This is a genomic window from Crenalkalicoccus roseus, assembly GCF_004761865.1.
Lineage (GTDB): Bacteria > Pseudomonadota > Alphaproteobacteria > Acetobacterales > Acetobacteraceae > Crenalkalicoccus > Crenalkalicoccus roseus.
This window is the reverse complement of record NZ_SJDM01000045.1, coordinates 1-25,399: the sequence shown is the minus strand read 5'-3', so window position 1 is coordinate 25,399 and position 25,399 is coordinate 1. Positions and strand designations below refer to the sequence as shown.

The window sequence follows — 25,399 nt, the reverse complement described above, 5'->3', positions numbered from 1 at the left end:
GTCTCGTGCAGCACGTTGGCGAGGAAGGCGGCGAGGCGGGCCGGGGTGACGATGCCGTGGCGGTGCAGCGGGCCGTGCAGCGCGGCCGCCCAGCCTTCCGGGTCGCGCGCCTCGAGCTCGCGCAGGATGCGCGCCAGATCCTCCGGGGCCGGCCAGGCGGGCGCGGCGGGTGGCGGCGGAGGCTCGGGCGCCTCCCCCCGGCCGGTCAGCCGCGCCAGCAGCCGGGCGAGCGCGGCGATCACGCGGCCCGCTCGCGGCGCTTGGCGAGCCACGACCACAGATGGCCGAGCAGCGCCAGCACGATGCTGCCGATCAGCACTTCCAGGCTGTCGGAAGTGGCGCCCTCGGCGGCGCCGAGATAGCCGACGCCGGTGAGGATGTGCCGGGCCTGCCCGGCGAGGATGCTGGTCATGGAGGGTCTCCCTTTCAGATGCCCAGCCGCCGCTGGACCACCGCCACCAGCAGGTCCATGAGGCGGGTGCCGAGGGCGCCCGCCGCGCCAGCGGCGGCGGTCACCACAAGCAGCGCCCAGCCCGCGTCGCGCAGGCCGGGGTCGAGATAGACCGCGGCGCCCGCCGCGATCAGGCCGAGCGTGGCGCCGAGCGCCGCCTCGATCACGAGCAGCGGCCATGCGCGCAGGCCGCCATGCAGCGCCAGCACCAGCCGCGTGAGGCCGCCCGAGAGCGCCGCCACCACCGCGGCGATGGCCGCCTTCATCGCCTCGCCTTCCTGCATGTCAGGCGGGCTGCACCACCGCGCAGCGCAGCGCGCGCGCCTGCGCCTGCGCCTGCGGCGCGCCGCCGGTGCGCGCCGCCAGGCGGATCCAGCCCAGGCCGCGCAGCCCCATCGCGGGAAGGGCGACGAAGGCGCCGGGGACGATGGCGATCTCCACCGGCACGCCCGCGGCATCGCGCACGTCCTGCCAGGTGGCGGCATCCGGCGCGGTGCCGGTGGCGTCGGACCAGGCGCGCTGCACCAGCAGCGTGGTGCCCTGCATCCCGGCCGGGATGTCGACGCCCGAGAGCCCGAGCGCGCCGGCCCAGAAGGCGCCGCTCGTGCTCTGGCCGGCTGCGATGATCGTCGTCTGCTGATGCAGTCGCATTCCTGCATACTCCCGTCAGGCCACGGTGAAGCCGAGCGCGGGCACGCCGGCCGTCACCGCCGTCCAGGCCGCGCCGTCGAGGGCCAGCGCGGCGAGATCGCCGCCGAAGGCGAATGGGGTGGACAGGCCGGAGACCGGCGTCGCCGTCATCTGCGCCGGCGTGCCGCCGATCAGCCATGCGATCTCGGCCGAATTGCCGCTCGGCCCGACGCAGCTCGGCAGCGTGCCGGTGAACACCGCGCCGAAGAAGTGCCAGCCCGGCAGCAGCAGGCCGGTGGCCGGCATCTCCACCGTCTGGTTGTTGGCGGTGGTCGGCGTGCCGGCGGCATGTGCGGCCACCGGAGTCCCGGCGGGCCGCCCACCCGACATGCGCCACACTCCCGCCTTGGCGCTGCTGCCGGCGCCGCCCGTGCCTACGCGCAGATGCAGTGCCGCGATGCGCACCGGCGCGCCGATCAGGAAGGGATAGCCGAGCAGGACATCGGCCGCCGCCACTGCCGCCGGCGCAGCGAGCTGTCCGCGCGCCGCCCAGTAGGTCAGGCCGGGCACGTAGCCGGGATGGAGGCCGGACACCGCCGGCCCCGCCGCCAGCAGCGCCCCGCCCAGAAGGGCACTCGTCATCGCGCGCTCCGTCAGTAGATGATCTCGACCGTGCGGATGTAGGCGGCGGCGTAGATCGCCCCCGTGCCGCTGATGCTGACGCTGAGGGCGCCGCGCGTGGTGTCGGCGCCGACCGCGACTGTCCAATCCGCCGCGCCGGCGTCGGCGTCCTCCTTCGCTACCTGCGGCGTGCCCACCAGCGCCACGGAGGCCGCGCCCGCGCCCCGCTTGATGGTGCCGCGCAGCGTCCATGCCGCGGTTGCGCCGGCGGCGCTGCGCGCCACCACCTCGCCGGCGAAGCGGTAGGTGGCGTTGTCGGGCAGCGTGATGCTGTTGGCCGCGCTCGCCGCCTGGCCGTCCGCCGTCAGCAGCACCCCCGCAGGGTTGTTCTGGGCGCGGTAGAGGATGTGCTCGCCCACCTGCTGGTCGCCGTCCGCCGCGCGCCGCCCCGCGCTCCACACCCGCTTGCGCGCGGTGCCGCGCGTGTCGCCATGCGCACCGAGCGCGATGGCGCGATCCGCGCCGATGCGAAGATGCGCCACCTCGGCGTCGGCGCCATCCAGCCAGCCGAGGCGCTGCCCGGCGCCGAGCGCGACCGCGTGCTGCCCGATGCTGGCGGTGTTCAGCTTCACGCCCCACTGCCAGCCCGCTGTCGCTTCGATCAGCGCCACCGGCGGGTCGCCGGTGCCGGGACTGTCCTCGGTGCCAGTGGAGCCGGTGGCGTAGATGGCGCGTCCGTCGCGATGGATACTGTTCGGCTCGAACAGAATGCCGTTGTACAGCCGCACATGGTAGCCGGCCGGGCTCGGGTTGTGGCTCGACATGAAGGCCAGGCCGAACAGCACATGCTTCGGCGTGCCGGTGCTGGCGTTCAGCAGCTTGCCTTCGGGGACGATTTGCAGGAACCCGGTCCACTGCTGCGCCATGCCGCGGCGCGGCAACCAGCCGGTGTCGTTCCCGCGGTTCACGACGTTCCATTCGGCGATGAAGGTGCCGTGCCGATGTTGCGTGCCGGCGGTGTCGGGCGAAGTCGCGACGATCCACTGCGCGAGCTGCTGGCCCGCGTGATGCTGATCGCCTTCGCGCTCCCAGCGGCAGATCAGGCCGAAGCCGATGTCGAAGCTGCCCTGGCCGTAGCCGCTGCTCACATAGCCCCAGCGCCGGCCGTAGCCGGCTTCGGGCCCGGCATTGGTGATCTGGACGTATTCGTCCACGCTGTTGCCGGCGGTGGCGTCGCGCACGCCGCCCGTGATCTCCTGGCGCGCCTGCCCGCCGCGCCAGCACAGCCGGCGCGCCGTGCCGGTCAGCCGCGCGCCGATGCTCGGGAGGATGGTGGCGCCATCCTCGAACGTCCACCGCACCAGGCGGCTGCCGGCATTGGCGGTCAAGGCGCTGCTCAGGAAGTAGGCGCCGGCCGGCACGCGCACCTCGGCGGCAGCGCCGTCCGCCACCGCGTCCCGCGCCGCGACAAAGGCGGGGCGATCGTCGGTCACGCCATCGCCTTTGGCGCCGAAGTCGCGCACGCTCACGCTGCCGTCGCGCAGCTTGTCGCGCAGGCTGCGCGGCACGCTCCCCGGCATGACGGGCGGATGGACCACGTCATCGCTTTCCAGCGCGCGGAAGTCCGGTGCGCCGGCGCCATCCGGCGGGCTCGCCAGCACCCGGCGCGGCGCGCGCGGGGCGGTAAACAGCGCCGCGCTTTGCGCCGCTGCCGCCGCCGCTCCTGCTGCCGCCATCGCCGCGCCGTCGAGATCAGGCGGGCCGGCCTGGCCGGCGGCCGTCGCCAGCACCGCAAGCGCCGCGTCCGCCGTCTCCGGCCATGGCGCGGTGCAGGCCCCGCGCAGCAGCCAGGTGCCCACCTGCTGCGGTGTCAGATCCAGCGTCCATCGTCCCGGGCCGGCCGGCGCGAGCTGCGTCTCCTCCCAGGTCTCGGTGCTGCCGTCCGGGCGCGTCGCGGCGATCGTCACGCCGGAGACGGTCACCGGCGTCCCCGTAGGGTCGAGGAACTCCACCGTGCAGCGCACGGTGGAGCCAGCCAGCACGCGGAAGGGCCGCGCCAGGGGCCGCGGCCCGAAGCGCAGCCGCGCGACGGCGTCAGGCATCGTCCGCCGGCGCCTCGGGCGCGGCGAGCATGGCCTCGAGCGCCGCGACGCGCGCTTCCAGCGCCGTCACTGCCGCTTCGCGCTGCTGGCCAAGCGACGCCATATGCTGCGCGAAGGCCACCAGGTCGGCCAGCACCTCCATCGGCAGCGAGACGCTGAGCATCCCGTCTGCCCCTTCGGTGACGGCAGAGGGATAGACCTCGGCGATCTCCTGCGCGATGAAGCCGCGCACGTCCTGCGCGCTGCCGTCGCGCATGTCGAACACCCGCGGTCGCAGCGCCATCACGCGCGCTGCCGCGTCTGTGAGCGGCCGGATGTTCTCCTTCAGCCGCGCATCGGAAGGCGCCGCCCAGGTGCCTCCACCCGGCTTGATCGCGGTAGGACCGGCGATCGTCAGATTGCCGCTTGAGTCCAGCGTCAGCCCGGCGATGATGCCGGAGGTGCCGATGCCAACGATAACGTTACCGCTGGCGTCGGTGGTAAGGTAAGCCGCATTGGTCGAGCTGATGTAGTACAGGTACAGCATCGCGCCGGTCGCTGCGGTCGTGCCTTCCAACTGCACGCCGCCCTTGATATGGAGCTGCTGCTGCGGCGACGCGACGCCGCCGAGGCCGAGAAAGCCGACCGAGTCCAGCACCGGCACACGGTCGGCCGGCAGCACCACGGCCACATATTTGGTCCCGGCTGCCCAGTTCACGGCGGCGCTGGTGCCGAGATGGTTGCGCTTGACCATGGCGCGCGTGAGAGTCGGCGGGCTCCCGCTGGTGTAGATCCCTTCACTGATCTCCCACTGCGTGGGAGCGGTCAGGCTGTCCACCACCAAATAGGCGACGCGCGCACCGCTGGCGATGCCGGCGGCCGCAAAGGTCTGGTATCCGGTCAGCGCGGCACCAAGCTGGTATGTCCCGGTGCCTGTCGTGCTGGTCTGTACCAGCACACGGTCCCCGATATGGACGGGCGTGCCCATCAGTCAGAAATCCTCTTCGATGCTGATCGCGGCGGAGAAGCGGGTATGGCTGATCTGCGCCACCTCGGGCGGCTGCACGAGGCGCCCGAGCACGCCGAGACGCGCGGCATCGGCGGCGCTGGGGGCGGCGAAGACCTGGCCGGTCTCTCCGGCCTCGATGGCAGCGCGCGCCACCGCCTCGGCCTCGGCCCGCGACAGCGCCGGCATCTGGAAGGCAAGACGCCTCGCCACGACGCCACGCCGGGCATGACGCACGCCGGACAAGGCGGCACGGGTGGCGAGCCCGGTGTCCATCGCCGAGCGGCGCCAGCCATAGGCCGGGCCGTGCGCGGTCACCACCGCCGGGCCGACCCAGAGCCGGCCAAGCTGCGCGTAGAGGTCGGTCGTGGCGCCGGTGAGCTGCACCATCACGTGCCGCGCGGCGAAGTCGACCGGTGCCACATGGCACCACAGCCCCCAGGGACTCATGTCGAGCAGCTCCGGCCCGACATCCATTGCCTCGCCGAGCGGCAGGATGTGGCAGCCCCAGGCCTCGATCTCGGCGCCCTGCTGCCAGCCTTCGGCGTAGTAGCACTGCAGGCTCTGGGTATCGGGGCGCGTGACGATGGTGCGCTCGAACCGCTGCCATTCGCCGCTCACCGAGCCGGCGATGGGCTCGCCATGGCTGCGCGTCATCGTGCCGCCGGTAGGATGTTGAGTGAATTCGTCCACCGTCAGCGCGCGCCCGATGCTGGGCGGCGCGGCGGCGCTGCGCAGCCAGACCACGAGCCGGTAGGCGGTGTTAGGCGAGGCTGGCGCGCGCGAGCTGCGGCAGAGGAACACACCGCCGCCCGTCGCAGAGATGGAGCCGAGACGGCGCGCCCCCGTGCCCCCATTGGGCGCCGGCGCGGTGCCGAGATCGGTGGTGTTCGCGCCGATGCCATAGGGTATGGCCGTGGTGACGACAGTCGGGCTGTTCTGCAGGCCGCTTCCGGAAGGCGCCTCTATCGCGCTCGCTGCCACGCGCACCAGCGCGCCCGGCCCCGGCAGCAGCCCGTCGCGCGGCGCCGCCAGCAGCACCAGCCGCAGCCCCTCGCGCACCGCGCCGAGATCGGCGCGCAGCGTCACCGTCGAGGCGCCCCAGGCACCAGAGCGCCACACATCCGCCACCTGCGGCGTCAGCAGCGACCGCACGCCGAGCCCCATCACCTCGCTGTCGGCGGAGATCTCCGCCCCCGCGCGCTCGATCTCGTTGCGCCAGCTCAGCACCGTGCCCACGCGCTCACCCCCACAGCGTCAGTTCCAGCCGGTCGCCGCGCAGCGACGCCGCCGTCACCAGCAGCGGCATGCCGGCGCGCAGCATGGCGTCGTCCTCCCAGCGCAGCAGCGCCACCGCTCCCGGCACCGCCGCTACCGGATCCCAGGCTGCCAGCGTCGCCAGGAAGGCGCGACGCGGGCGGCCGAACAGCGCCAGCAGATGCGCTGCGAGCAGCTCGGCGCCGGAGGCGGCATCGAACAGGCTCTCCACCGGCGGCGGGTCCTCCGCATGCAGGAAGCGCGCTTGCAGTTCCGTATCGGCCGCCGTGGCGATCAGGTGCGGCCGTCCCCAGACATCGCGGTCAGCGGCGGATACGGCCCCGGCCAGGTCCTCCGCCACCTGCACACGCCCATTCGGGCGATACGCGACGCGCGCGCGCCACCATGGCGGGCGGCCATGCGCCACCTCCTCCGGCGCGCGCGCCAGCATCCATGGCTCGATCACCAGTGATGGGCCGGCCGTCTCGGGCAGGCGCAGCATGCCGCCCCACACCACGCCGAAGGCGTCCGTACCCCACCACCCCGCGACCGAGGCGGCGAGACGATCCATCGCCTCGGCCACGGTGATCGCATCCCGCAGCCACAGCCCCGCCTCGGCACCGAGCCACGAGAAATCGCCCAGCCGCTCGACGCCGAGACCGCCTGCGGTCTGCACCAGCCGCGCCGCGATGTCGGGCGGCGAGCCTGCGTAGCCGCCGAGAGCCGGAGTCGCGTCGCCACGCGCATCAATGGTGAGCAGCGACGGCACGGACCCGAGGCGCAGGCAGCCCGCTGCGTGGCAAGTGATGAAGGTGCCCGGCGAGGGGCTGGCCGCTCGCAGATCGGCATAGCTCGGCACGTCCCCCGCATGGGCGATCGCGCCGCCACGGTCCCGCGCCGCCAGCACTCCGGCCGCCGGACCGCCATGGTGATAGCGATAGATCAGCCGCGCCGGATCCTCGAGCACCGGCTCGATATTCCGGCGTATGCCATAGAGGCGCGGCTTCGGCTGGCCTGCCAGGTCGGCATGGCCATCCTCGCCGCCAGTGCCGCCATAGACCTCGCAGGCCGGCACGGCGAGGTCGGTCTCGGCGCCGCGCAGCGGCAAGCGCAGCAGGCCGTCGCCGCCCTGCACCGCGCCGCTGGCCGAGCGCAGCAAGGCGACGGCGCCGAATTCCGCCATCCGCGCATGGCGCGGCCGGCGGTGCGGGCCGCGCAGGATGCGCACACGCTGCCCGGCCAGCCGCCAGTCGCCGGCCAGCATGTCCAGCGCGCCGTCCCCGTTCAGCAGCAGCAGCTCGCCGGCGGCGAGCAGGGCGCGGCGCGCCTGATCCGGATACACCGGCAGCGCCAGCTCAAGCGCCGGCGGCTCCGCCAGCCGCGCCGGATAGGCGCGGTGCGGCGCGTCCGGATCGTCCGGCTCCCCGATCCATCCGCGATCGGAGACGCGGACCTCGGGCATCTGCGCATCCGGATCGGCGGTCGGCCAGGTCGGGGCCGCCAGCGGCAGCGCCCCCGGCATCCCGAGAGGCGGCGGCACCGGGGCGCCGGCCGTCGCCGGCACCGCGATCTCGGCCAGCCACACGCCCGGCCAGGACGCCGCCTCCTCGGCGCGCACCGTGCCGGAGGGCGCGGCCGGCGTGGCCTGCCACGGCGCGGAAAGCGGCCCGCTCGCGAGCGGCGCGGCGGCGGGCAGGCTCATGCGGCGGCCCTCAGCCGCGCGGTGCGCAGCTCCTCGCGCAGCCGCGCCACCTCCTCGCGCAGCGCCCCCATCTCATCCTCAAGCGGGCGCATCGCCGCCGCGAGCGACCGCTCGAGATCGCCGCCGAAGGCCGGCAGGTCGAGCGCGGCGCCAAGCTGCTCGACGGAAGCGCGCACCCATCGCTCGAGCGCCGCGCCCTCGGCGCTGGCCTGGCCATAGAAGCTCCGCCCGGCGGACAGCAGTCCGCTGGCGGCGGAGGTGACGGCGCCGAGATCGGCATCCAGCACGCCGGCGGCCAGGGCCGCATCGCGCGCTGCCGCAAACTGCCGCTGCGCCTCGGCCAGCCGTGCCGCCGGTGCCAGCGCCGGCGACGCCAGCGCCGCCTGATCCAGCCAGCCGGTCAGCACGCCCTGCTGCCCCGCCACCGTGCGCAGGCCCTGCAACTCGCCCGCGAGGCGCTGCCGCGCCGTCGCCTCCTCCTGCGCCGCCGCCTGCTCGGCATAGCGGCGCTGGATCGCGAGCCGCTCCTCCGCCAGCACACGCTCGAGCTCCACCAGGCGCCATGCCATTTCCTCCGCCGGCAGCCCCCAGGCGCGCATCTGCTCCTGATAGCGCCGCCGCTCCTCCGCCGCGGCCAAGTCGAAGGCCAGCATATCCGCCTCGAGAGCCTGCCCGGCCGCGCGCAGCCCGCGCACCCGCAGCGCGCCGTCCGACGCCGCGATCGCCGCGTCGCGCGCCGCGATCGCGTCCTGCACCGCGCGCTCCCATGCGGCGCTGAGCGCATCGGTGGCGAGGCCGAGGCTCAGCGCGCGCTCGATCAGCGGGTGGAAGCGGTCGTGCAGCTCGGCCAGCGCGCGGTCGAGATCGCTTGTGGCGGCGGCGGCGCGCACCGCCGGCTCGTAGATCTGGGTCACCCAGTCGGCGTTGCCGAGCGCCGCCTCGAAGCTGGTGCTGCGCAGCAGCGCCGCCTGCACGTTCGGATTGCTGCTGCGCAAGCGCGAGACCACGGCGTTCGCCATCGCTTCGATGCTTGCCGTGGTGTTGGCCTGGCCATGGCCGATCTCGCCCAGGATGATACCGGGGCGGTCCATCCACTGGTTGGACCACGCGCCGCTCGCATCGATGGTCAGACCGCGCCGCGCCAGCTCGGCATTCAGCGCCGCCGCCTGCTGCTGCGCCTGAGCACGCGCCGCCGCCTCGTCCCAGCGCTTGCCGGAGGCGCCGAGCACGCCGAACTGCCCGTCCTCGGTGACGCCGAAGCGCACCACCCCGCCCTGAAAGCCGGGGCGCGAGCCGAACAGCCCGCCGAGCAGCCCGCCGCCCGAGCCGCCGATCAGGCCACCGAGCAGCGTGCCGACGCCGGGGATGATGGAGCCGATGGCCGCGCCAGCAGCGGCGCCGAGGCCGGACCCGATCGTCCCGCCCGTCTGGCTGCCGCCGAACAGGGTGTTGAGCCCGCTGCCCACGCCGAAGCCGAGCCCGACGCCGCCAAGCAGACCGCCCAGCGTCACCGTGCCGGTGGTGGCGGCGGAAAGCGGCGGCAGGGCGGTAAAGGGGTTGCCGGCGAGCTGCGCGGCGGTGAGCGGCGGCGCGGCGACGGAAGCGCCGAAGCTGCTCCACAGCGGCGTGGACAGCAGCCCCGAGAGGGCGGTGCCGACGCCGCCGAGGCCGAGCGTGTCGAGCAGCCCGCCGCCGCCCGCCGCGTTGGCCAGCGAGGCCATGGAGCCGAGCTGCGACACGGTGCCGCCGCCGACCAGCCGCGTCGCGCCGCCGCCCAGCACCCCGCCCAGCACCTGGCCGAGCAGCGGCTGGAACACCTGCGTGTCGAGGGCGGCGGCGAGCGCGGTGCGCAGCCCGCGCGCGAAGACCTGCGACAGCGAGGTGAAGAACCCCTCGCCCCGCCGCGTGCCCTCGAACAGCGCGTCCACCGTCCCCTGCGCGAGCTGCGAGGAGTAGCGCGCCACCGTGCGGTCGAAAGCCTGCTGGCGGCGCTGCTCCTCCTGCTCGATCGCGCGCTGCACCCGCTCCTGCTGGCGACGCTCCTCCGTCGCCAGCATGTCCTGGCTACGCACGAAATCGGCGTAGCTCGGGAAGGCGTATTCCTGCGCCGGCGCTCCTGCGCGCCCGCCGCCCGCGCGCACGGCGCGCGCCTCCATGCGCGCCAGCGCCTCGTCGCGCCGTTCCAGCGCCGCCGCGAGCTGCCGCTCCGCCTCCGCCTGCTCGACCACGCCGGCAGCGAGCGCGCGACGGATGACGGAGACCTCGCGCTGATAGGCACGCTCGATACCGAGACGCTTGTCGACACTCTCGCGCAGCGCCTCGTAAGCGCCGCGCGCCGCCTCGGCCTCAATCCGCGCGCGCTCGTCGGCGCCGCGCTGCGCCACCTCGGCCCGCTCGCGCTCCGCGCGCTCCTGGATCTCGATCAGCCGGATCTCGGCCTCTTCCAGCCGGCGAGCCGCCGCGGCGATCTGCTGCTGATAGGCGGCCTCCGCACCATCTCCGGCCTGGTCGGCAGCCAGGCCGACCAGCCCCTGCCGCACCGTGCCGCGCCGCGACCCGGCGGCGCCGCCCTGCGCCGTCGCGAGGCCCGCGCGAGCGCTTTCCACCGCCCGCTCCGCCACCGCCTCGGCGGAATAGAAGCCGATGACGCCCCTGAGCGCGCCATCCAGCGCGCCGACCGCCGAGGCAAGCCCGTTGATCGCCGCCGTGGCGAGCTGCAGCGGCCCGAGATTGCCGATCCGGACCAGGAATTCCTGAACGTTCTGCCCCAGCGTGTCGAAAGCGCCGGCCAGTCCCCCCGCCTCCGCCGCGCCGGCGCCGCCGACCTGGCGCTCCACCGCCTCGAGGATGACGCGCTGCGCCTCCGCCACCTGCCCGGTCTCGACGAAGGCTTCGATCAACCGCCGCTGCTCGGCGGTGAAGGTCACGCCGACGCGGGTCAGCGCCGACAGGCCCTCGGCCGGGCTTTCCAGCGCCTTGCCGAGCTGCACCGCGGCGCTCTCGATCGTGCCGAAGCCGACCGCCGCCAGATCCTGCGCCGCGCGCAGCGTCCGCTCGAAGGTCTCGCCAGCGACGCTGCGGAAGGTCAGCAGCTTCTGCGCCGCCGCCTCCACCCCCTCGGTGCTGGCCAGGGTGTTGCGGGCGATGTCCTGGGCCAGGGCGCGGATCTGCTCGGCAGTGTAGCCGGCGGCGCCGCCGGTGGCGCGCACCACCGCCTCGGTGCGCAGGCCGAGCCGCTCGAACTCCTCCGCCGCGCGCACCGCCAGCGTCACCGTCGTGGTCAGGGCAGCAAAGGCGGCGGTAGTGCCGGCGACCGCGACATTGATCGCCGAGAAACTGGAAGTCCCGCGCGCCGCGAAGTCGGACAGCGCCACGCCGCCCAGGTTGATCTGGTCGATGAAGCCCCGCACCTGTCCGCTGACCTGAGTCAGCGCCTGAGAGAAAAAGCCGGTGCTCTGCGTCGCCTTGTCCGCGGCCTGCGCATGGCCCTGCATGCGCTGCGCGGCGCGGTCCGTCGCCTGCTCGGCGCGCTCCATCGCCGAGACCAGGCCGGGCGAGGTGCTGCGCAGCTTCTCCCATGCCTTGGCCAGGTCCTCATTGCCCTTGGCCGCCGCCTCGATCTGGGCACGGAACTGCTCGAGCCCCTCGGCCGAGATGCGGAAGGAGTAAGTCTGCTGCGCCATCAGGCGGGCGCTCCGCCGCCGCGGATGGTAGCGAGGGCGCGTTCGAACAGCCCCGGCACCCGCGCCGTCGCCTCGCGCAGGATGACATGCGGGTCGAAGGCCTTCGGCAGGCGCACCGTGCGCACCAGGATGAACATCGCGATCCAGTCCTCCCCGATCGCCGCCTGGGCGCGTGCGCGCGAGACGGCCGCCTGCATGCGACGGGCCCTGGCGCTGAGATGCCCGCGCTTGCCTCGGCCGGCGGGCAGGGCCAGCACGCCGACACGACGCGGATCGCCCTTGCGGCTCGGGATGTAGACGAGGCCAGGGAAGGCGGAGGGCGGCAGCAGCCCGCCGCGCCCGTCACGCTGGCCGTGCACGGGGATCGCCAGCGCCCGGCGATTCCGCACCGTGATCACGGCGCCCTCGGCAAGCTGGCGCAGGATGATCTCGGCCTTCTTCCCGCGCGGATAGATCGAGCCGGTCGGGGTGTAGGCCAGCTTGGCACCACGCGGGAAAACCTCGGAGCCGATGATATTGGGCAGGCGCGTCGAGACGGTGCGTGCGCGTATCTCCTCCCGCATCCGCTGCTTGGCGTACTCCGTGGCTCCGGCTACGGCAGCCTTCTGCGCGCGCAGCAGATCGTCTTTCAAGCGGCGCACGGCATCGCTGCGCACCCCGCCCGCCAGGGTGAGAGTGAAAGGCATGGCGCCTCCGCCTTCGACAAGGCCACCTTCCCGGGGCGCGCGCGCGCCGCTAGTCCTTCCCGGCCCGCGCCTTCTCCGCCGCTTCCTCGGCCGCACCGAGTACGCCGAAGGCTTCCATCAGCCACGCAGCCTGGTCATTGATGCCGCCCGCATCCGGCAGCGGCCCCGGCGCCATGCCGCCACGATGGCGCGCATACAGCCGCACCGCGTGCAGCGCCGCCGGCGGCAGCACGAGACGCGGATTGCACCGCCACAGCATCTCCGGCGCGTCCTCTCCCGCCGCCGGGATCACCCACAGGCCACCGCCGGGTGGACGGGCGCCGCCTTGGAAGTCGCGCGGGCTGCGCAGCAGCGTCAGCGCAGCCCTCAGCGTTTTCCCTCGATTACTCCCGGCCGGCGCAGCGCTTCGGCGCGCGCGAGCAGCGCCTCCATATCCGCCATCGGCAGCGCCCGCAGCGCCGCTTCGGGCACCATGCCGTCGCGCTCGCGCGACCAGTCGGGCAGGCCCTCGCCCTCCCAGGCCACCAGCGAGGCGCGCACGAGCGCCGCGCGCCCCCGCCAGGCCGCTTCCTCCATCGCCGCGCGCGCGGCCACCAGCGCCGGATCGTCGGCCACCGTCGCCTCGGCCAGGGTACGGCGCTGCGCCGCGCGCAGCAGGTCGCGCTGCGCCGCGCGCAGCTCGGCGCGGTAGCGTGCCTGCTCCTCCGCCGGCTCCTGCGGGTGCGGGCGGGTCAGCAGCATAGCGGTGGTCGCCACATCCGCTTCTTCGTGCGCGTCCACCGCCTCGATAAGCGCCGCCGCCGCCTCGCCATGGCGGCGGCGCAGCGCCTCGCGCACCTGCTCGTTGTAAAGCGCCGGTCCGCCCTGGAACGCGCCGGCGCGAGCGCGTTCGATCTCCGCCGCCTCGCCGAAGCTCACCGGCCGCAGCACGTAGCGGCGGCCACCGGCCTCCACCACCTCCCGCTGACCGATGCCGGTCACATGCGTCTCTTCCATCGCACGCGCTCAGAAGCAGGCCAGAAAAATCGAGGCGTTCGGCTGGTCCGGCACCAGCGCCAGCGCATCCACGCCGAGCTCCACCCGCTCGGCCGGCTGCAGCTCCACGATCTGGGCGGACGGGCAGGACGCCGCGAAGCGATTGCCGGGGATCAGGCCCCAGATCGCGGCGAATGGCACCGGCGTGCCTGCCTGGAAGGCGCCGCTGCGCGACGGGGTGTGCGTGGTGTGGCTGAACGGGTCGAGGGTGATGCGCGGGCCGGCACCGGTGATGATCGGCGCATCGAAGCCCTCCGGCGCCTCCGGATTGTCCGGATAGCCGGTCCGCACACCCATGTCGAGCGAAGCCGAAGCGCAGGCAGCAAGCGCGCGATTGAGCTGCGAGACGCCAGACGCCCAGCGCGGCGGCTGGCGCGTCACCGGCGTGTAGCCGGCCGGCACCGCCGCCGCTTCGTTGAACGCCGCCACCATGCCGGACAGCCGCACCACCAGAGAAGCAGGCCGCCCCGCTTGCAGACCGATCGAGAAGGATCCCTTGCAGCCGAGGATGCGATGACGCAGCCCGTCGCGATAGGCGTAGCAGGTCAGCGACGCTTCCTGCAGCTCGTCCGAGATCGGCCGGTAGAGCACGTTCTGCGGGATCTGCAGCATGGTCGCGGTGGACAGCGCCGGCGAGTAGGTCTTGGCCAGCGAGATCACGCGTCCCGCGGTGTAGTCCAGCACCACGTCGGTGCTGCCGCCCGCCGGATTGCCGGAGAGCAGGATCGGCATGCCGCGGTACTGCTGCGCGGTGGTGCCGAAAGGGGTCTGCGCGGTCACGGTGGTGGAGGTGCCGGCGGTGGCCGCTGTCGGCGCGCCAACGGCGGCGGATGTGACGATCTCGGCCATGCGGCAGGCGCGCAGGAGCCGCCCCCACTCGGGCGGGGTGGCGGCGACGCCGGAGCCGACGACCGGCACCGTCACCGTGATCTCGGCGCGCAGCCCGCCGGGGATCGGCGCGGCATCCTCGTAAGCGCCGGTCATCACCGGATTGGGCGTCTGATCCTGCGCGAAGCGGATCTGCGCCTGACAGGTCACCCAGTCGGCCGCAGCCGGGGTGCCGCCGATGGCGTCCACGCCTTGCGTGGTCTCGATTTTGAAGGCGACCTGCTCAATGCGGGTGCGGATGGAAGCGGTCATCGCTTACTCCTCGCCATCCGGCGCAAGGCCGGTGATGGTGCGGCCGGACACGCGGCGCGGCGCCGGCGGAGATGCCGCCTCGCCTTCGGCGGCGGGCTGCGGCGCGCGCAGCGCCGCGCCCTCCCAAGGGGCGGCGTCGCCCGCTTCGATCAGCGCCGCTGCCGTGGCCTCGGGCAGATCAAGCGGCAGGCCGGCCGCGACGATCCGGCCCGCGATCTCGCAGGGCCGCAGGATGCGGATGAGCATGCTGCCTCCGTCAGACGATGGTGTAGGGACCGCCCTGCGCGGGCGCGTAGAGGTCGAAGGCGATGGTCCAGGTGAAGCCGCCGGCCGCCTCGGCGGCCTCGCCGAGCAGCGGCGCGTCGGGCTCGAGCCTCACGCCCGTCGCCATCAGGCTGCCGGCGCTGCCGGCCGGGATCTCGACGCCCGCCAGCGCCTCGACGCAGCGCGCGTGCAGTGCGTTGATCTCCGCTTCCAGCGCCGCGTCCGGATCGGCGGCGAGGCGTGGCGCCGCCACATAGCCCTCGACCAGGGCCTCGCAGGCCAGCCGCACCGTGCCGACGGCCGCGCCCTCATCCTCGGCGTGCCCGCCCATGCGCAGCACCAGGCGCGGACAGTCCTCCGTCGCCACGGCACTTCGCCGGCCGCGCTCCACCGGCACGTCCGGGATGGCGGCGGCAAGGCGGGCGGCGATTGCCGCCAGGGCGGCCTCGCGGAGGGGCACGACCGGCATGGCCGCCGCCTTACGCCGCCCGCAGCGTCAGGCGCCAGGCGGCGCCGGCGCTGTCGAGCTCCGCGGTTTCGATGATGAAGTCTCGCATCCCGACGCTCAGCCGCTCGCCGCGGCGCGGCCGGTCGGGCACCGCGGCGGCCGGCAGCATCGCCGTGTAGCCGGCGGCGATCAGCCCCGCCGGGCCGCCCAGCACGTCGCCTTCCTCGCGCGACAGCACGACGCGCACCGGCATCGGCGCCTCCCCCTCCGGCGCATAGATCGCCGCCGCCCCGAGATGCGGATCGGCGGCCAGCGCCAGCGCGGCCATGGAGAAGGCATCGGACATCGGGTCGCTCCACCGCTGCCGCCCGCGCCCTGGCAGACCCGGCGGCATGGGCCGCCGGCGCCAGGCGCGGGCGCGGGATCAGGTCCGCGTGCCGCGCAGCAACATGCGCGGGCGCGTCACCACCGGCAGCACGTAGGAGTAGACCTCGACGTCCACCCAGAAGCCGCGCTCCCGGTCCGGGATCATCAGCGCATAGACGGGCTGACCGAGAGTGTTCATCCACTGCTCGGCCTCGTCCATCGGCGACATCACCCACTGGAACACGTCCCGCCCGCCCAGCGGCACGAAGCGGCAGTCATCGGCCGGGATCGTCACCGTGGTGCCGTCGTCAGTGCCGCGGTAATTCACGAAGGTGATGCCGCCGAAATCAAACTGCCGAAACGCGGTGCCGGGCAGGAACACGTCGGCGGCGGCGCGGTTCAGGTAGTACTTCTCCACCTTCGGGTGCGTCACCAGCGAGTCCCAGAAAGCGTCGCCGCACAGACCGATCACCCGCGTGGTCGGCAGGAAGGCGCCCTCGGAATTACGCTGCATCGCGCGCATCACCGCGTCGCACTTGGTCAGCACCTCGGTGCCACCGGTGCTCAGCGCGAAGCTGATCGGCGCCGGCGGCGACACGCCCCAGAAGGCGTAGTAGTCCACCAGGTCGGTGCCGTCCGCGTCCTTCACCACGCCCTGGATGGCGCCGAGCCGCAGATGCTCCCAGGTCAGCTCGATATCCTGGCGCAGCTTCTGCATCCGGCGCAGCGCCACGCCCTGAAGCGTCTCGACCTGCGTCTCGCTGCCGAAGGCGCGCAAGTTGGACACCTCGTGCGCATGGATGCGCGAGTTGAGGGCCAGCCGCACGGTGCGCACGTCGCGCACGGTGCGCTTCTCCTTCTCGCGCTGCGAGGGCGGCGCGCCGCGCGGCGAGGTCGGCACCAGCGCCAGCGTGTTGCCGAGCCGCTCCACCGCCACCGTCGCGGTGGAGACCGGCTCCGGCTCGAACAGGCCGAGCATCCCGAGCAGGCTCGGCACGTAGGGCGTGGCGTTGATCGCCCGCGTCAGGGACACCGTCGAGAAGGCGTCCCCCTGGAAAACATTCAGCATAGAGGATCTCCGGTCAGCCGTTGCGGACGATCACGCCGAGCGCGGCGAGCTGCGCGATCGCCGTCGCCTTCTGCGGACCGGTGATGCTGCCGGGCCAGACCAGGCCGGGGCCGGACACCTCGGCGTCGCGCACCACCGCCACCGCCTTCTGGTCGGTGCCGCTCACCGCCTCGTACAGGATACCAGCGGCGGTCTGGCTGCCGTCCGAGGCGCCTGGCGCCAAAATCACGTACTTGCCGCTCGAGGTGATGCGGCCAAGCACGGTGCCGGCTTCCAGCGTGCCGGTCGCGGTGACGATGGCATCGCGCGACCGAGACCCGTTCGCCTCCGAGACGATGAACTCCCCGGCATGCCGGGGCTCCGTAAGGACTGCCATGGCTCAGAACCCCTTCCACTTCTCGCCGAACAGCGCACCGCCGACGCGGTCCCAGCTTGCCTTCACCGCGGCCGGGGAAGGCGCATCGGGCGCGGCGGCCGGCCGCATCACGCGCAGCTCGCCTGCCGCGTCGACGGCGGCGGCGCGCTCCGCAAGCAGCGTCTCGCGCACCTCCGCCTCGCTCCGCCCCTCGCGGATGAAGCCCGCCGCCCGCTGCGGGCAGCCGGCCAGCTCGCACAGCGCGGCGATGCCGGCCGCGCGCGCCGCCACCGCGGCCTCCGCCTCAGCACGCAGCGCGGCCACATCCACCCCTTGCCGCTCCTCATCCGAGCGCGGCGCGCCCCCGGCCGCCATCCCGGCCGTCTCACTGGCATCGTCCATTCGCTTCTCCCTTGGACCGCCACGCGCGGACGACCGGCCGCGCACCGGGCCGCGCGAGGCGCCGGAGGCCTCCCGCAGCGCGTCATCCATGGTGCCGACGGCATCGGCCAGGCCCGCCGCCACCGCTTCAGCGCCGAAGAACAGCCCCGCTTCCGTCGCCCGCACCCGCTCCGGCGCGAGCCCGCGCGAGACGGCGACCGACTCGACGAACATCCCGTAGAGCCGCGTCACCTCGGCCTCGATCGCCTGCCGCGCCTCATCGGCCAGCGGCAGATGCGGCGAGCCGTCCAGCTTGCGCGCGCCCGCATGCACGAAGGTCCAGCGCAGCCCCGCCTCGGCCTCGGCGCGCGACACGTCAAGATGTGCCGCCAGCACGCCGATGCTGCCCACGCCGCCCGACGGCGGCACGATCACTCGCTCTGCCGCCGCCGCCAGCGCATAGGCCGCGGAGAAGGCGGCGTGGTTCGCCACCGCGAGCAGCGGCTTGCGCCCGCGCATGGCGCGGATCGCGGCCGCAAGCTCCATCGCCCCCGCCGCCTCGCCGCCGGGGCTGTCCACATCCAGCACCACGGCGCGTACCGCCGGATCCTCCATCGCCTGGCGCAGGTCGCTGGCGATCGCGTCGTAGCTGCGCAGCGGCATGCTGCGCGCGTCCACCTGGCCGGCGCGGGCCACCAGCCCACCCACCACCGGCACCACCGCCACACCCTCCGGTGTCACGCCATAGCCGCGCGCGCGGAGCGGCGGCAGTGCCTCCGCCGCCGGCTCCGGCGCCATGGGCGGGGCGAGGCCGAGGCGCGGCGCAAGGCCCGCCAGGATCGCCGCGAGCTTGTCTGGGTGCAGCATCAGCGGCGCGCCGAACAGCCGCGCCGTCACACGCGGCAAGGTGCTACTCATCGCCGTCTCCCTCTTCCGCGCGGGGCGGCGCCGGCGCTGCCGCCCGCGGCCCGAAGGCGGTCGGCATGCCGATCAGCCCGAGCGCCTGCTCGCGCGCCCGCTCCGCCGCGATCTCGTCATCCACCTGCGCCGGGTCATAGCCCAGCGCCTCGATGACGCTGCTGCGGCTGCGGAAGCCGGCGGCGACCGCCATCTCCTCCGCCCGGATGTCCTTGAGCGGGTCCACCCACTCCCAGCGCGGCGGTCGCCATTCGATGCGGCGCATCCCGACATCGGCCAGCAGGCGCCGCGGCGTCAGCCCCGGCACCGCGCCCACCAGCGCCGCCGCGTCCATCCACTGCCATGCCACGGGGCGGCACATCTGGAAGGCCAGCACGCCGTGCTGGAAGGCGCTGGCGCGGCGGCGGAAATCCAGCAGCGACGCGCGCAGGCTCGAATAGTTGGCCTGCGCCATGTCCCCGGTCAGGCCGACGTAGGGAATGCCGAGCCCGGCCGCGGCACGCAGCAGATTGCGGTACTGGAAGGCCTCGTAATTGCCGCCGACGTCGGTCGGCTCGGCGAATTTCACGTCCTCTCCCGGCGCGAGCACGATGCCGGCGCCCGGCGCCAGCTCGAGATCGCTCGCCCCGTCCGCGCCCTCGGTCTCGCCGAGACCGGGCTCGCCATCCGGCGACAGCCGGAACCAGGCGAACAGCGCCGCCGTGCGCTTGCGGTCGAGCTCGGCATCGTCGTACAGGTCGAGCAGCCACAGCGGCACGATGGCCGGCGCCAGCCGCGACAGGCCGCGCACCTGCCCCGCTTCCACCGGGTCCACCAGATGGATCACCTGATCCGCCGGAACGCGCGTCCGCTCCGGCTCGCGCCGCGGCGCGGTATCGTCATCCGGGTGCTGGCGCCAGAACCAGTAGGCCAGCCGCCGCCCGATGGCATCGATCTCCACTCCCTGGCGCACCTCGTGCCCGTCCGGCAGCACGCGATTGTCGTCGAGCGGCAGCATCTCCGCCGGCAGCATCTGCACTTGCAGCGGCACCGACAGCCCGTCCTCCGGCCGCCGGGGGCGAAGGCGCAGGAACACCTCGCCGGCGATGAACAGCTCGCGCGCGGCGCGCCGCTGCAAGCCGTAGAAGTCGGTCAGACCCTCGGCGTCCGCTTCGTCCGTCCAGCGCAGCCACGCATCGGCCAGCGGCCGGCGCAGCTCCTCCGGGGCGCCGACCCAGGAGGGCGTGATGCCGTCTCCGACCACCTGCGCGGCGAAGAAATCCACCGCGTTGGCGGCGTAAGGATTGTTGCGCACCAGGTAGCGCGCCCGCTCCAACACCGTCCGCCCGCTGCGGGCGATCAGCGTATTCACATGCGCCGAGGGCGGGCGGAATTTACGCAAACGCCGTCCCGCCGCCCCGGCCTCGAGGCCGGGCGTGCCCCATCCGCCGAAGCCGCCGAGCATGGCGCCGATGCGCCGCGCCCAGCTCACCGAAAGCTCCGCGAGAAGCCCCGGCCTTCAGGCCGGGGAGGGATAGCGAATCGTGCGCAAGCACGATGTTCTTGATTTGGGCCGCAAGGCGCCGCTATTATCTTAATGTGAGATTTCGCGGCTACACCTTCGCGCTTCGTCCGACCCAGGAACAAGCCGCACAGATGGCGCAGGCGGCGGGCGTCTGCCGCCTCGTCTGGAACCTCGCGCTGGAACAGCGGCGGGACCACTGGCGCCGGTATCAGGCCCGAACCGGCAACAACCTCAACCACACGACGCAATGCCGCGAGTTGACCCTGCTGCGCGCGGAGTTCGACTTCATCCGCGCCGTCCACGTAACCCCGCAGCAGCGCGCTTTGAAGGCGCTGGACGAGGCCTTCCGTCGGGCGTGGGCGGGCCTCGGCGGCTACCCGCAGCCGAAGCGAAAGGGGCTCAACGAGGCCTTTAGCCACCACGGCCGCGAAATCGCCGTCGAGAAGATCAATGCACGCTGGGGGCGCGTCCGTATCCCGAAGATCGGCTGGGTTCGCTTCCGGCGCAGCCGCGACATCGAGGGCAGCCTGCGCGAAGCCACGTTCTCCCTGACGCCGCTCGGGTGGCAGGTCAGCTTCGGATGCCTGCTGGAAGGCGAGCGGCCGGACCCCGGCGGCGCGGTCGGCATCGATCGCGGCGTCGCCGTCGCTCTGATGCTCTCGGATGGCACCTCCTACGCCGTGCCCGAGAGCCTCGCCGCCGTGGAGCGCAAGGTCGCTTCGGCGCAGCGCGTGGTGTCGCGCCGCAAGCGGGGCAGCAACCGGCGCCGCAAGGCCATTCAGCGCGTCGCCCGGCTCCGGGCGAAGCAGGCGCGCATCCGCAAGCATTGGGCGCACCGCGCCACCACCGAGATCGCCAGCCGCTACGGCACGGTGATCGTGGAGCGCCTGCGCACCAAGGACATGACGAAGCGCGCCCGCCTCGCTGGCGTGGCGCAGAAGCGCGGGCTCAACCGCGCCATCCTGAACGTCGGCTGGCACCAGATCGAGACGATGCTTGCCTACAAGGCCGCACGTCTGGTGAAGGTGAACCCGGCCTACTCGTCCCAAACCTGCGCGTCCTGCGGGACCGTGGACAGGCGAAGCCGTGAGAGCCAAGCGGTCTTTGCCTGCGTCGCGTGCGGGCACCGGGACAACGCCGACCGCAACGCTGCGGTCGTGATCCTGAACCGGGGGAACACTCCGGGCGTGGAGGTCGCCGGTTGCGGGGCCGATGAAGCGCGAACTGTCCAAGTGGCGAAATCCCTTGGAAATCCCACGCCTTCAGGCGGGGGAAGATGTTAAAGGCTCTTGTCCCCGGCGATGTAGACCACGCGCCGGCGCGCCCGCCGTTCCACCCGCGCGATCTGCGCCTCGATGGCAGACAGGGCCCGCTCGATGTCGGCGCCGCTGCGGTATTCCACCGTGCGACCATCCACCGTCACGCGCGCGACGCCGCTGGCCCGCTGCGCGCGCAGCGCCTCGCGCTGCGCCTGCAGCCGCTCAAGCTCGGACATGCGGCCTCCCCTCAGTCCGGAGGGTGTTCGAGAAGTCGACGAGCCACCCCGGAGAGGAGTGGCTCGCTTCGCGAGACCGGGTCGCTCAGGCCACGAGCAGGCCGACCGGCTTCAGCAGCACGGCCAGCCTGGTCAGCCCCTTCGGGGTGATGAGCACCTGCTCCACCACCTTCTCCGAGCCGTCCCCCCGCAGCACGGTGGTGACCTTGTGCTCGAGAAGCCCGGCCGTGGTCTTCGACTGGTAGCCGAGGTAGGCGGCGCTGCCCGGCCGCTTGTAGATCCAGCCGTTCTGCTGGAGGTAGCTGAACAGGTCCTTCGGCCGGACCTGCAGCGCCTTGGCCGCCGCCGTGATGGACAGGCTGCCGTCCGCGGTCGCGATGCGGTCCAGGGCCTCGACCTTCGGCATCGCCTCGGCCAGCTGCGCCTTCTGCCGCTCCACCGTGGCCTGAAGGACCTGCAGGGCGCGCAGGGCCAGGGCCTCCGGCGTCTCCTCCGGCGCCGCCACCATGTAGCCGCCGGTCCGGCGGATGGCGGGCAGCACCTCGGCCGTGACCCACTTCTTGAACCGCTTCGCCGCCTCCTTCCGGCTGGTCAGGATCAGGCTGTAGAGCCCGGACTCGTTGATGACGGTGATCTCCTGGGCGCCGCCAGGGGTGTCAGCAGTAATGACACCCTTCTCGTCGTCATCCAGGCGGGTCGCTGCCTGCCTGGAGTTGCCGATCCCCAGCACCTTGCACACGTCGGCCAGCACGAAGCCGGGCTCGCCGTCGAACTGGACGACCCGGACGGCGGTGCCTTCGAAAACGAACGGAACGATGTCGGCCATGCTCAGGCGCCTCCCTGCAGACGCAGCAGGTCGCGCACCACCTGCTCCGGCCAGTCTCCGGTGTAGGAGCTGCTGAAATCCTCCGAGCCGTCCGGCTGGCGGGCGAGGTGCATGGCCACCCGCGCCTTGGCGATGACGCCCGGCAGGGTGTGGGCGGTGAGGCCGTCCAGCCGCGCCTCGGCGGCCGCGACGGCGTGCCACAGCGGATCCTCCGCGCATTCCAGCTGGCCGCCGTCGCGGTTGTAGGCGGCCAGCGCCTCCACGTACTCGGCGCAGAGGCGGATGAGACGGGCATCCGGGTTCGGGGCCGCGATCGCGCCGGCGCAGCCGTGGACGATGCCGCTCGCCGCCGCCGCCCCGGCCAGATGGCCGAGAAAGCCGCGGCGGGATGGTGTATGGTCGGTCATAGCCTCGGGCATGGAGGTTCTGCTCCTGCATGGGGTCAGGCCGGGCGGGGTGCGGTGAACACCCCGTTCGGCCGCTTTGGTGCAATGCACCGTTAGCATCATTGCACCACTTCCGCCGCTGCGCAAGCACCAACGCACCATTGCACCACGAATGCGTTCTGCGTTAGGGTGCAGCCATGTCAGAGAGCGCCGACCCGGTCGTCAGGAAGACCGTCTCGCTGCCGACCAGCGTCTGGCGGCAGATCGAAGACTATCAGTTCGAGAACCGCATCAAGCGGGATGCCGAAGCCATTCGCCGCCTGATCGAACTGGGCCTCAAGGCGGCGAAGGACCAGCCGAAGCAGTCGTAACCGCCGGCGGCCTCCCCTCAGTCCAGATACGACGGGCGCATCACGCGCCGCGCCGGCCGCTCCGGCCGCGCCGGCGCGAGTGGCGGCGCGGCGGACACCCGCGACGCGATGGCGGCCACGGACGGCGGCTCGCGCTCCATCGCCTGGGCCTGGCGCGCCCAGCGCCCCTCGCCCCAGCCATCCACCCGCAGCGCCGCCGCGGCGGCGCGGGCATAGACCCGGCAGTCCAGCGCCTCATTCCTCTCGCGCGTCTTCACCCATTCGAGGCGGCGGAAGCCGTTGCGGCCGGCGCGCTCCACGAGCTGCTCGGCGCAGAGCTGGCGGCAGAATTCCTCGCTCGCCGCGTGCACGGGCAGGTGCACGTAGCCCGGCGGGAAAGGCGCGCCGCTCTCCTCCGTCGGGCGGTCCAGCTTCAGCCAGCCATAGGTCTCTGCCTTGAGGAAGGAAGAGCCGACCGGCCAGACCTTGAGCCCGCGAATATCACGCCCGTTCCGGCGGATCTCCACCCGCGACGGCGATCCGATCGCGGCGCGCAGCCCGTCCTGGCCCTTGACCGCGATCACTCGCCCGCCGCCGACCCGCCGTACGAAAGCGTAGACCTCGGCGGTGGTCATGCCGTCGCCGCTGTCGATCGCCGCCATGGCGATGGGCAGGCGGTGCCCGCTCGCGTGCCGCCAGGTCTCGCCCAGCAGCAGCCGCAGCTCCTCCCAGACCCGCCCCTCGAAGGGGTTGCCCGCCAGCACGCGGTGCTCGACAAGCCAGGACTGCCGGTCCTGCCCCCAGGCCCAGACGGAGCATTCGAGGCGGTCGCGCTGCACATCCACACCGGCGGTCAGCAGCAGCCCGCCCATCGGCACGGTGCCGGCCGGCCAGTGCTCGCGGCGGTCGTAGAGGCGCTGCCAGTCCGGCGCCTCGCCGGCCTCCTGCCAGGTCTCGCCGAGCACGGTGTTCTTGAAGGTCTTGATGGCGCGGTCGTCGCCCTGCGCCGCCTCCCACTGGCGCGCGATCTCCGCCCAGGACAGCCAGCCGATCGGCGAATAGAGCGCCGAGACATGGTAGCCCCGCGCCGCCGGGTCGGCGGACTCGGCGGTCGGGCGCCATTCCCCGGCGGCGAACATCGCCGGCTTGTCCGCCTCCCGCGCCGCCGCGCCGCATTCCTCGCAGTGATAGGCCGCCGTCTCCGGCGCGCCCTTCTCCCAGCGCAGGTTCTCCCAGCGCAGCCACTGCATGTGCCCGCAATGCGGGCAGGGCACGAAGTAGCGCCGCTGGTCGGTCGCCAGGTACTCGCGCTCGATCCGCGACAGCCCGGCGATGGTCGGCGTCGAGACCAGGAACGTCTTGCGCCGGGCCCCGAAGGTCCGGGCGCGGGCCTCGGCCAGCGCGACCGGATCGCCCTCGCCCTCGACGTCGCCCGGATAGGCGTCCACCTCATCCAGGAACAGGAACTGCGCCGGCATGGAGCGCAGCCCGACCGCGCTGTTGGCGCCGGTCAGCACCAGCGTGCCGCCGGGGAAGTCCTTCTGCAACACGGTGTTGCCGGAGTCCCGGCTCCGCGCGGGGGCCACCCGCTCCCGCAGCGCCGGCGTGCTCTCGATCAGCGCATCCACCCGCTGCTTGGAGAAGCGCTTGGCGAGCTCCACCGTCGGCTGCACCGCCATCACCGACGCCGGCGCGCAGGCGATGATGTAGCCGAGCCAGTTGTTGCCCGCCTCCGAGCCGCCGATCTGCGCCCCCTTCATGAACACCACCCGCTGCGCCGCCGAGCGGGGCGAGAGCGCGTCCATGATCTCGCGCAGATAGGGCGTGCGCGCGGTGCGGTAGGGCCCCGGCTCGGCCGAGCTGCGGCTGTTCAGGATGCGGTGCCGGTCCGCCCATTCGGAGACCGTCAGGTCGGGATCCGGCCGCAGCCCGCCCCGCAGGGCGTTGGCCAGGCGGACGGACGGGTCCGGCAGATCGTCCAGCAGCCCAGGCGGCAGCGGCGGCAGGTCCGGCAGGGTGCCGGACGCCAGGTCCCGCGTCAGCGTGTCGAGCATGCCCTCAGGCGGCGTCGCGCCGCATCTCCCTCGCCCCGGCGCGCCAGTCCACGCGCGGGTCGGCCAGCGTCTCGAGATGCGCCCGCACCTGCCTTTCCAGCGCCGCCAGCATCGCCGCCGGGGCGACGCCGAGCTCCGCCGCCATCAGCGCGGCGACGCGGGAAGGCCAGGTCATCCACGCATCGCGCCAGGCCCGCCCCGCCTCGAACAGCAGCCCCTCGGCGAGATCGGCGCGGATCAGCTCCCCCTGCCGCTCGCGCAGGTCGAGATGCGCGCGATGCGCGCGCAGGATCTCGGTGAAGGCCTTGGCCTCGTCATAGGAGACGAGGTTGGGGGCGGCGGCACGGATCGCCTCCGCCACCCGCGGCGCGATGGCCTCGGCGTCCTCCCCGGAAGGCGGCAGGATCGTGCCGGAGGCCAGCAGCTCGTTCACCCCCGCCTCGGCCTCGATCAGCCCATCCTGCCGCCGGGTCAGGCGCCCCTCGGCCACCCACCGCGCCACCCGCGTCGGGTGGCACCCCAGCCAGCGGGCGAAGGCAGCCTGGGACAGCAGCGGCGCGGGCGGAGGACGCGCCGGGGCGTGCTTGCCCGGCGGACGCCCAGGCTTCCCTCTGGCCATTCCGCATCCTCTTTCCGCGCTCATCGCTTTCAGTCACCGGAGGCGACCTTGGCAACATTCGGAAGTGGCCCG

General features: G+C 73.4%; 28 protein-coding genes. 2 read left to right on the top strand and 26 right to left on the bottom strand.

What is annotated here, in order from left to right:
- The 21 genes from ET526_RS18130 to ET526_RS18030 form a co-directional block, all read right to left on the bottom strand.
- On the bottom strand, positions 1–242 hold a 242-nt coding region (locus tag ET526_RS18130), incomplete at its 3' end, for a hypothetical protein (protein WP_204623700.1).
- Positions 239–412, bottom strand: a complete 174-nt coding sequence (locus ET526_RS21345) for a hypothetical protein (RefSeq protein WP_158295630.1) — start codon at positions 410–412, stop codon at positions 239–241. The genes ET526_RS18130 and ET526_RS21345, both read right to left, overlap by 4 nt.
- Before the next feature lie 14 nt (positions 413–426).
- The gene (locus tag ET526_RS18125; RefSeq protein WP_135469853.1) at positions 427–735 is read right to left on the bottom strand and encodes a hypothetical protein; all 309 of its coding nucleotides are present in this window, start codon (positions 733–735) and stop codon (positions 427–429) included.
- Position 736: 1 nt separating this feature from the next.
- Positions 737–1,102: a hypothetical protein gene (locus ET526_RS18120; RefSeq protein ID WP_135469851.1), complete on the bottom strand. Its 366-nt coding sequence runs from the start codon at positions 1,100–1,102 to the stop codon at positions 737–739.
- Between the two features lie 15 nt (positions 1,103–1,117).
- Positions 1,118–1,723 (bottom strand): hypothetical protein, encoded by a 606-nt coding sequence (locus tag ET526_RS18115; RefSeq protein WP_135469848.1) that lies wholly within the window; start codon positions 1,721–1,723, stop codon positions 1,118–1,120.
- An 11-nt stretch (positions 1,724–1,734) separates the two neighbouring features.
- The gene (locus ET526_RS21560; protein WP_204623699.1) at positions 1,735–3,804 is read right to left on the bottom strand and encodes a glycosyl hydrolase family 28-related protein; all 2,070 of its coding nucleotides are present in this window, start codon (positions 3,802–3,804) and stop codon (positions 1,735–1,737) included.
- Positions 3,797–4,771, bottom strand: coding sequence for a tail fiber domain-containing protein (locus ET526_RS18100; RefSeq protein ID WP_135469846.1), 975 nt, complete (start codon positions 4,769–4,771; stop codon positions 3,797–3,799). Before ET526_RS18100 ends, ET526_RS21560 begins: the two co-directional genes overlap by 8 nt.
- A 3-nt stretch (positions 4,772–4,774) precedes the next feature.
- Positions 4,775–6,028: a hypothetical protein gene (locus ET526_RS18095; protein ID WP_135469844.1), complete on the bottom strand. Its 1,254-nt coding sequence runs from the start codon at positions 6,026–6,028 to the stop codon at positions 4,775–4,777.
- 4 nt (positions 6,029–6,032) lie between these two features.
- Positions 6,033–7,748, bottom strand: coding sequence for a hypothetical protein (locus ET526_RS18090; protein WP_135469841.1), 1,716 nt, complete (start codon positions 7,746–7,748; stop codon positions 6,033–6,035).
- A complete protein-coding gene (locus tag ET526_RS18085; RefSeq protein ID WP_135469840.1) occupies positions 7,745–11,431 on the bottom strand; it encodes a phage tail length tape measure family protein in 3,687 nt (1,228 codons plus the stop codon). Before ET526_RS18085 ends, ET526_RS18090 begins: the two co-directional genes overlap by 4 nt.
- Positions 11,431–12,117, bottom strand: coding sequence for a hypothetical protein (locus ET526_RS18080; protein WP_135469838.1), 687 nt, complete (start codon positions 12,115–12,117; stop codon positions 11,431–11,433). Before ET526_RS18080 ends, ET526_RS18085 begins: the two co-directional genes overlap by 1 nt.
- A 49-nt stretch (positions 12,118–12,166) precedes the next feature.
- On the bottom strand, positions 12,167–12,409 hold the full coding sequence (locus ET526_RS18075) for a hypothetical protein (protein WP_135469837.1): 243 nt from the start codon (positions 12,407–12,409) through the stop codon (positions 12,167–12,169).
- Positions 12,410–12,483: 74 nt separating this feature from the next.
- Positions 12,484–13,113: a hypothetical protein gene (locus ET526_RS18070; protein WP_135469835.1), complete on the bottom strand. Its 630-nt coding sequence runs from the start codon at positions 13,111–13,113 to the stop codon at positions 12,484–12,486.
- 9 nt (positions 13,114–13,122) lie between these two features.
- A complete protein-coding gene (locus tag ET526_RS18065) occupies positions 13,123–14,292 on the bottom strand; it encodes a hypothetical protein (protein WP_135469833.1) in 1,170 nt (389 codons plus the stop codon).
- 3 nt (positions 14,293–14,295) lie between these two features.
- Positions 14,296–14,538, bottom strand: a complete 243-nt coding sequence (locus ET526_RS18060) for a hypothetical protein (protein WP_135469832.1) — start codon at positions 14,536–14,538, stop codon at positions 14,296–14,298.
- Positions 14,539–14,548: 10 nt separating this feature from the next.
- A complete protein-coding gene (locus ET526_RS18055; protein WP_135469830.1) occupies positions 14,549–15,025 on the bottom strand; it encodes a hypothetical protein in 477 nt (158 codons plus the stop codon).
- A gap of 10 nt (positions 15,026–15,035) precedes the next feature.
- Positions 15,036–15,350 carry a head-tail joining protein gene (locus ET526_RS18050; protein WP_135469827.1) on the bottom strand — a complete coding sequence of 105 codons (315 nt, stop codon included), beginning with the start codon at positions 15,348–15,350 and terminating at the stop codon, positions 15,036–15,038.
- Positions 15,351–15,428: 78 nt separating this feature from the next.
- Positions 15,429–16,439, bottom strand: coding sequence for a major capsid protein (locus ET526_RS18045; RefSeq protein ID WP_135469825.1), 1,011 nt, complete (start codon positions 16,437–16,439; stop codon positions 15,429–15,431).
- A 13-nt stretch (positions 16,440–16,452) separates the two neighbouring features.
- Positions 16,453–16,815, bottom strand: coding sequence for a head decoration protein (locus ET526_RS18040; protein ID WP_135469823.1), 363 nt, complete (start codon positions 16,813–16,815; stop codon positions 16,453–16,455).
- A 3-nt stretch (positions 16,816–16,818) separates the two neighbouring features.
- Entirely contained in the window at positions 16,819–18,093 is a 1,275-nt protein-coding gene (locus tag ET526_RS18035) for a S49 family peptidase (RefSeq protein ID WP_135469821.1), read from the bottom strand.
- Entirely contained in the window at positions 18,086–19,564 is a 1,479-nt protein-coding gene (locus tag ET526_RS18030; RefSeq protein WP_240048465.1) for a phage portal protein, read from the bottom strand. The genes ET526_RS18035 and ET526_RS18030 overlap by 8 nt, the downstream gene beginning before the upstream one ends.
- 65 nt (positions 19,565–19,629) lie before the next feature.
- Between ET526_RS18030 and ET526_RS18025 the strand changes: the two genes are divergently transcribed.
- Entirely contained in the window at positions 19,630–20,880 is a 1,251-nt protein-coding gene (locus ET526_RS18025) for an RNA-guided endonuclease InsQ/TnpB family protein (protein ID WP_275668651.1), read from the top strand.
- Here ET526_RS18025 and ET526_RS18020 read toward each other — a convergent pair.
- From ET526_RS18020 to ET526_RS18010, 3 genes are all read right to left on the bottom strand, one after another.
- Positions 20,877–21,092, bottom strand: a complete 216-nt coding sequence (locus ET526_RS18020; protein WP_135469819.1) for a phage head-tail joining protein — start codon at positions 21,090–21,092, stop codon at positions 20,877–20,879. The genes ET526_RS18025 and ET526_RS18020 overlap by 4 nt on opposite strands.
- A gap of 85 nt (positions 21,093–21,177) precedes the next feature.
- Positions 21,178–21,918 carry a phage antirepressor KilAC domain-containing protein gene (locus tag ET526_RS18015; RefSeq protein ID WP_135469817.1) on the bottom strand — a complete coding sequence of 247 codons (741 nt, stop codon included), beginning with the start codon at positions 21,916–21,918 and terminating at the stop codon, positions 21,178–21,180.
- A gap of 2 nt (positions 21,919–21,920) precedes the next feature.
- Entirely contained in the window at positions 21,921–22,337 is a 417-nt protein-coding gene (locus tag ET526_RS18010; protein ID WP_135469815.1) for a hypothetical protein, read from the bottom strand.
- 164 nt (positions 22,338–22,501) lie between these two features.
- On the opposite strand from ET526_RS18010, the gene ET526_RS21340 reads away from it, so the two are divergent.
- A complete protein-coding gene (locus ET526_RS21340) occupies positions 22,502–22,675 on the top strand; it encodes a hypothetical protein (protein ID WP_158295629.1) in 174 nt (57 codons plus the stop codon).
- 17 nt (positions 22,676–22,692) lie between these two features.
- Here the strand turns inward: ET526_RS21340 and ET526_RS18005 are convergent, their stop codons facing one another.
- Positions 22,693–24,708, bottom strand: coding sequence for a phage terminase large subunit family protein (locus ET526_RS18005; RefSeq protein WP_135469813.1), 2,016 nt, complete (start codon positions 24,706–24,708; stop codon positions 22,693–22,695).
- A 4-nt stretch (positions 24,709–24,712) separates the two neighbouring features.
- A complete protein-coding gene (locus ET526_RS21335; protein ID WP_158295628.1) occupies positions 24,713–25,327 on the bottom strand; it encodes a hypothetical protein in 615 nt (204 codons plus the stop codon).
- Positions 25,328–25,399 lie beyond the last annotated feature (72 nt).

Coding starts and splice junctions, on each gene's coding strand:
- ET526_RS21345 (WP_158295630.1), bottom strand. CDS start 412: ATGACCAGCATCCTCGCCGGGCAGGCCCGGCACATCCTCACCGGCGTC.
- ET526_RS18125 (WP_135469853.1), bottom strand. CDS start 735: ATGCAGGAAGGCGAGGCGATGAAGGCGGCCATCGCCGCGGTGGTGGCG.
- ET526_RS18120 (WP_135469851.1), bottom strand. CDS start 1,102: ATGCGACTGCATCAGCAGACGACGATCATCGCAGCCGGCCAGAGCACG.
- ET526_RS18115 (WP_135469848.1), bottom strand. CDS start 1,723: ATGACGAGTGCCCTTCTGGGCGGGGCGCTGCTGGCGGCGGGGCCGGCG.
- ET526_RS21560 (WP_204623699.1), bottom strand. CDS start 3,804: ATGCCTGACGCCGTCGCGCGGCTGCGCTTCGGGCCGCGGCCCCTGGCG.
- ET526_RS18100 (WP_135469846.1), bottom strand. CDS start 4,771: ATGGGCACGCCCGTCCATATCGGGGACCGTGTGCTGGTACAGACCAGC.
- ET526_RS18090 (WP_135469841.1), bottom strand. CDS start 7,748: ATGAGCCTGCCCGCCGCCGCGCCGCTCGCGAGCGGGCCGCTTTCCGCG.
- ET526_RS18085 (WP_135469840.1), bottom strand. CDS start 11,431: ATGGCGCAGCAGACTTACTCCTTCCGCATCTCGGCCGAGGGGCTCGAG.
- ET526_RS18080 (WP_135469838.1), bottom strand. CDS start 12,117: ATGCCTTTCACTCTCACCCTGGCGGGCGGGGTGCGCAGCGATGCCGTG.
- ET526_RS18070 (WP_135469835.1), bottom strand. CDS start 13,113: ATGGAAGAGACGCATGTGACCGGCATCGGTCAGCGGGAGGTGGTGGAG.
- ET526_RS18065 (WP_135469833.1), bottom strand. CDS start 14,292: ATGACCGCTTCCATCCGCACCCGCATTGAGCAGGTCGCCTTCAAAATC.
- ET526_RS18060 (WP_135469832.1), bottom strand. CDS start 14,538: ATGCTCATCCGCATCCTGCGGCCCTGCGAGATCGCGGGCCGGATCGTC.
- ET526_RS18055 (WP_135469830.1), bottom strand. CDS start 15,025: ATGCCGGTCGTGCCCCTCCGCGAGGCCGCCCTGGCGGCAATCGCCGCC.
- ET526_RS18050 (WP_135469827.1), bottom strand. CDS start 15,350: ATGTCCGATGCCTTCTCCATGGCCGCGCTGGCGCTGGCCGCCGATCCG.
- ET526_RS18045 (WP_135469825.1), bottom strand. CDS start 16,439: ATGCTGAATGTTTTCCAGGGGGACGCCTTCTCGACGGTGTCCCTGACG.
- ET526_RS18040 (WP_135469823.1), bottom strand. CDS start 16,815: ATGGCAGTCCTTACGGAGCCCCGGCATGCCGGGGAGTTCATCGTCTCG.
- ET526_RS18035 (WP_135469821.1), bottom strand. CDS start 18,093: ATGAGTAGCACCTTGCCGCGTGTGACGGCGCGGCTGTTCGGCGCGCCG.
- ET526_RS18025 (WP_275668651.1), top strand. CDS start 19,630: ATGTTCTTGATTTGGGCCGCAAGGCGCCGCTATTATCTTAATGTGAGA.
- ET526_RS18020 (WP_135469819.1), bottom strand. CDS start 21,092: ATGTCCGAGCTTGAGCGGCTGCAGGCGCAGCGCGAGGCGCTGCGCGCG.
- ET526_RS18015 (WP_135469817.1), bottom strand. CDS start 21,918: ATGGCCGACATCGTTCCGTTCGTTTTCGAAGGCACCGCCGTCCGGGTC.
- ET526_RS18010 (WP_135469815.1), bottom strand. CDS start 22,337: ATGCCCGAGGCTATGACCGACCATACACCATCCCGCCGCGGCTTTCTC.
- ET526_RS21340 (WP_158295629.1), top strand. CDS start 22,502: ATGTCAGAGAGCGCCGACCCGGTCGTCAGGAAGACCGTCTCGCTGCCG.
- ET526_RS18005 (WP_135469813.1), bottom strand. CDS start 24,708: ATGCTCGACACGCTGACGCGGGACCTGGCGTCCGGCACCCTGCCGGAC.
- ET526_RS21335 (WP_158295628.1), bottom strand. CDS start 25,327: ATGGCCAGAGGGAAGCCTGGGCGTCCGCCGGGCAAGCACGCCCCGGCG.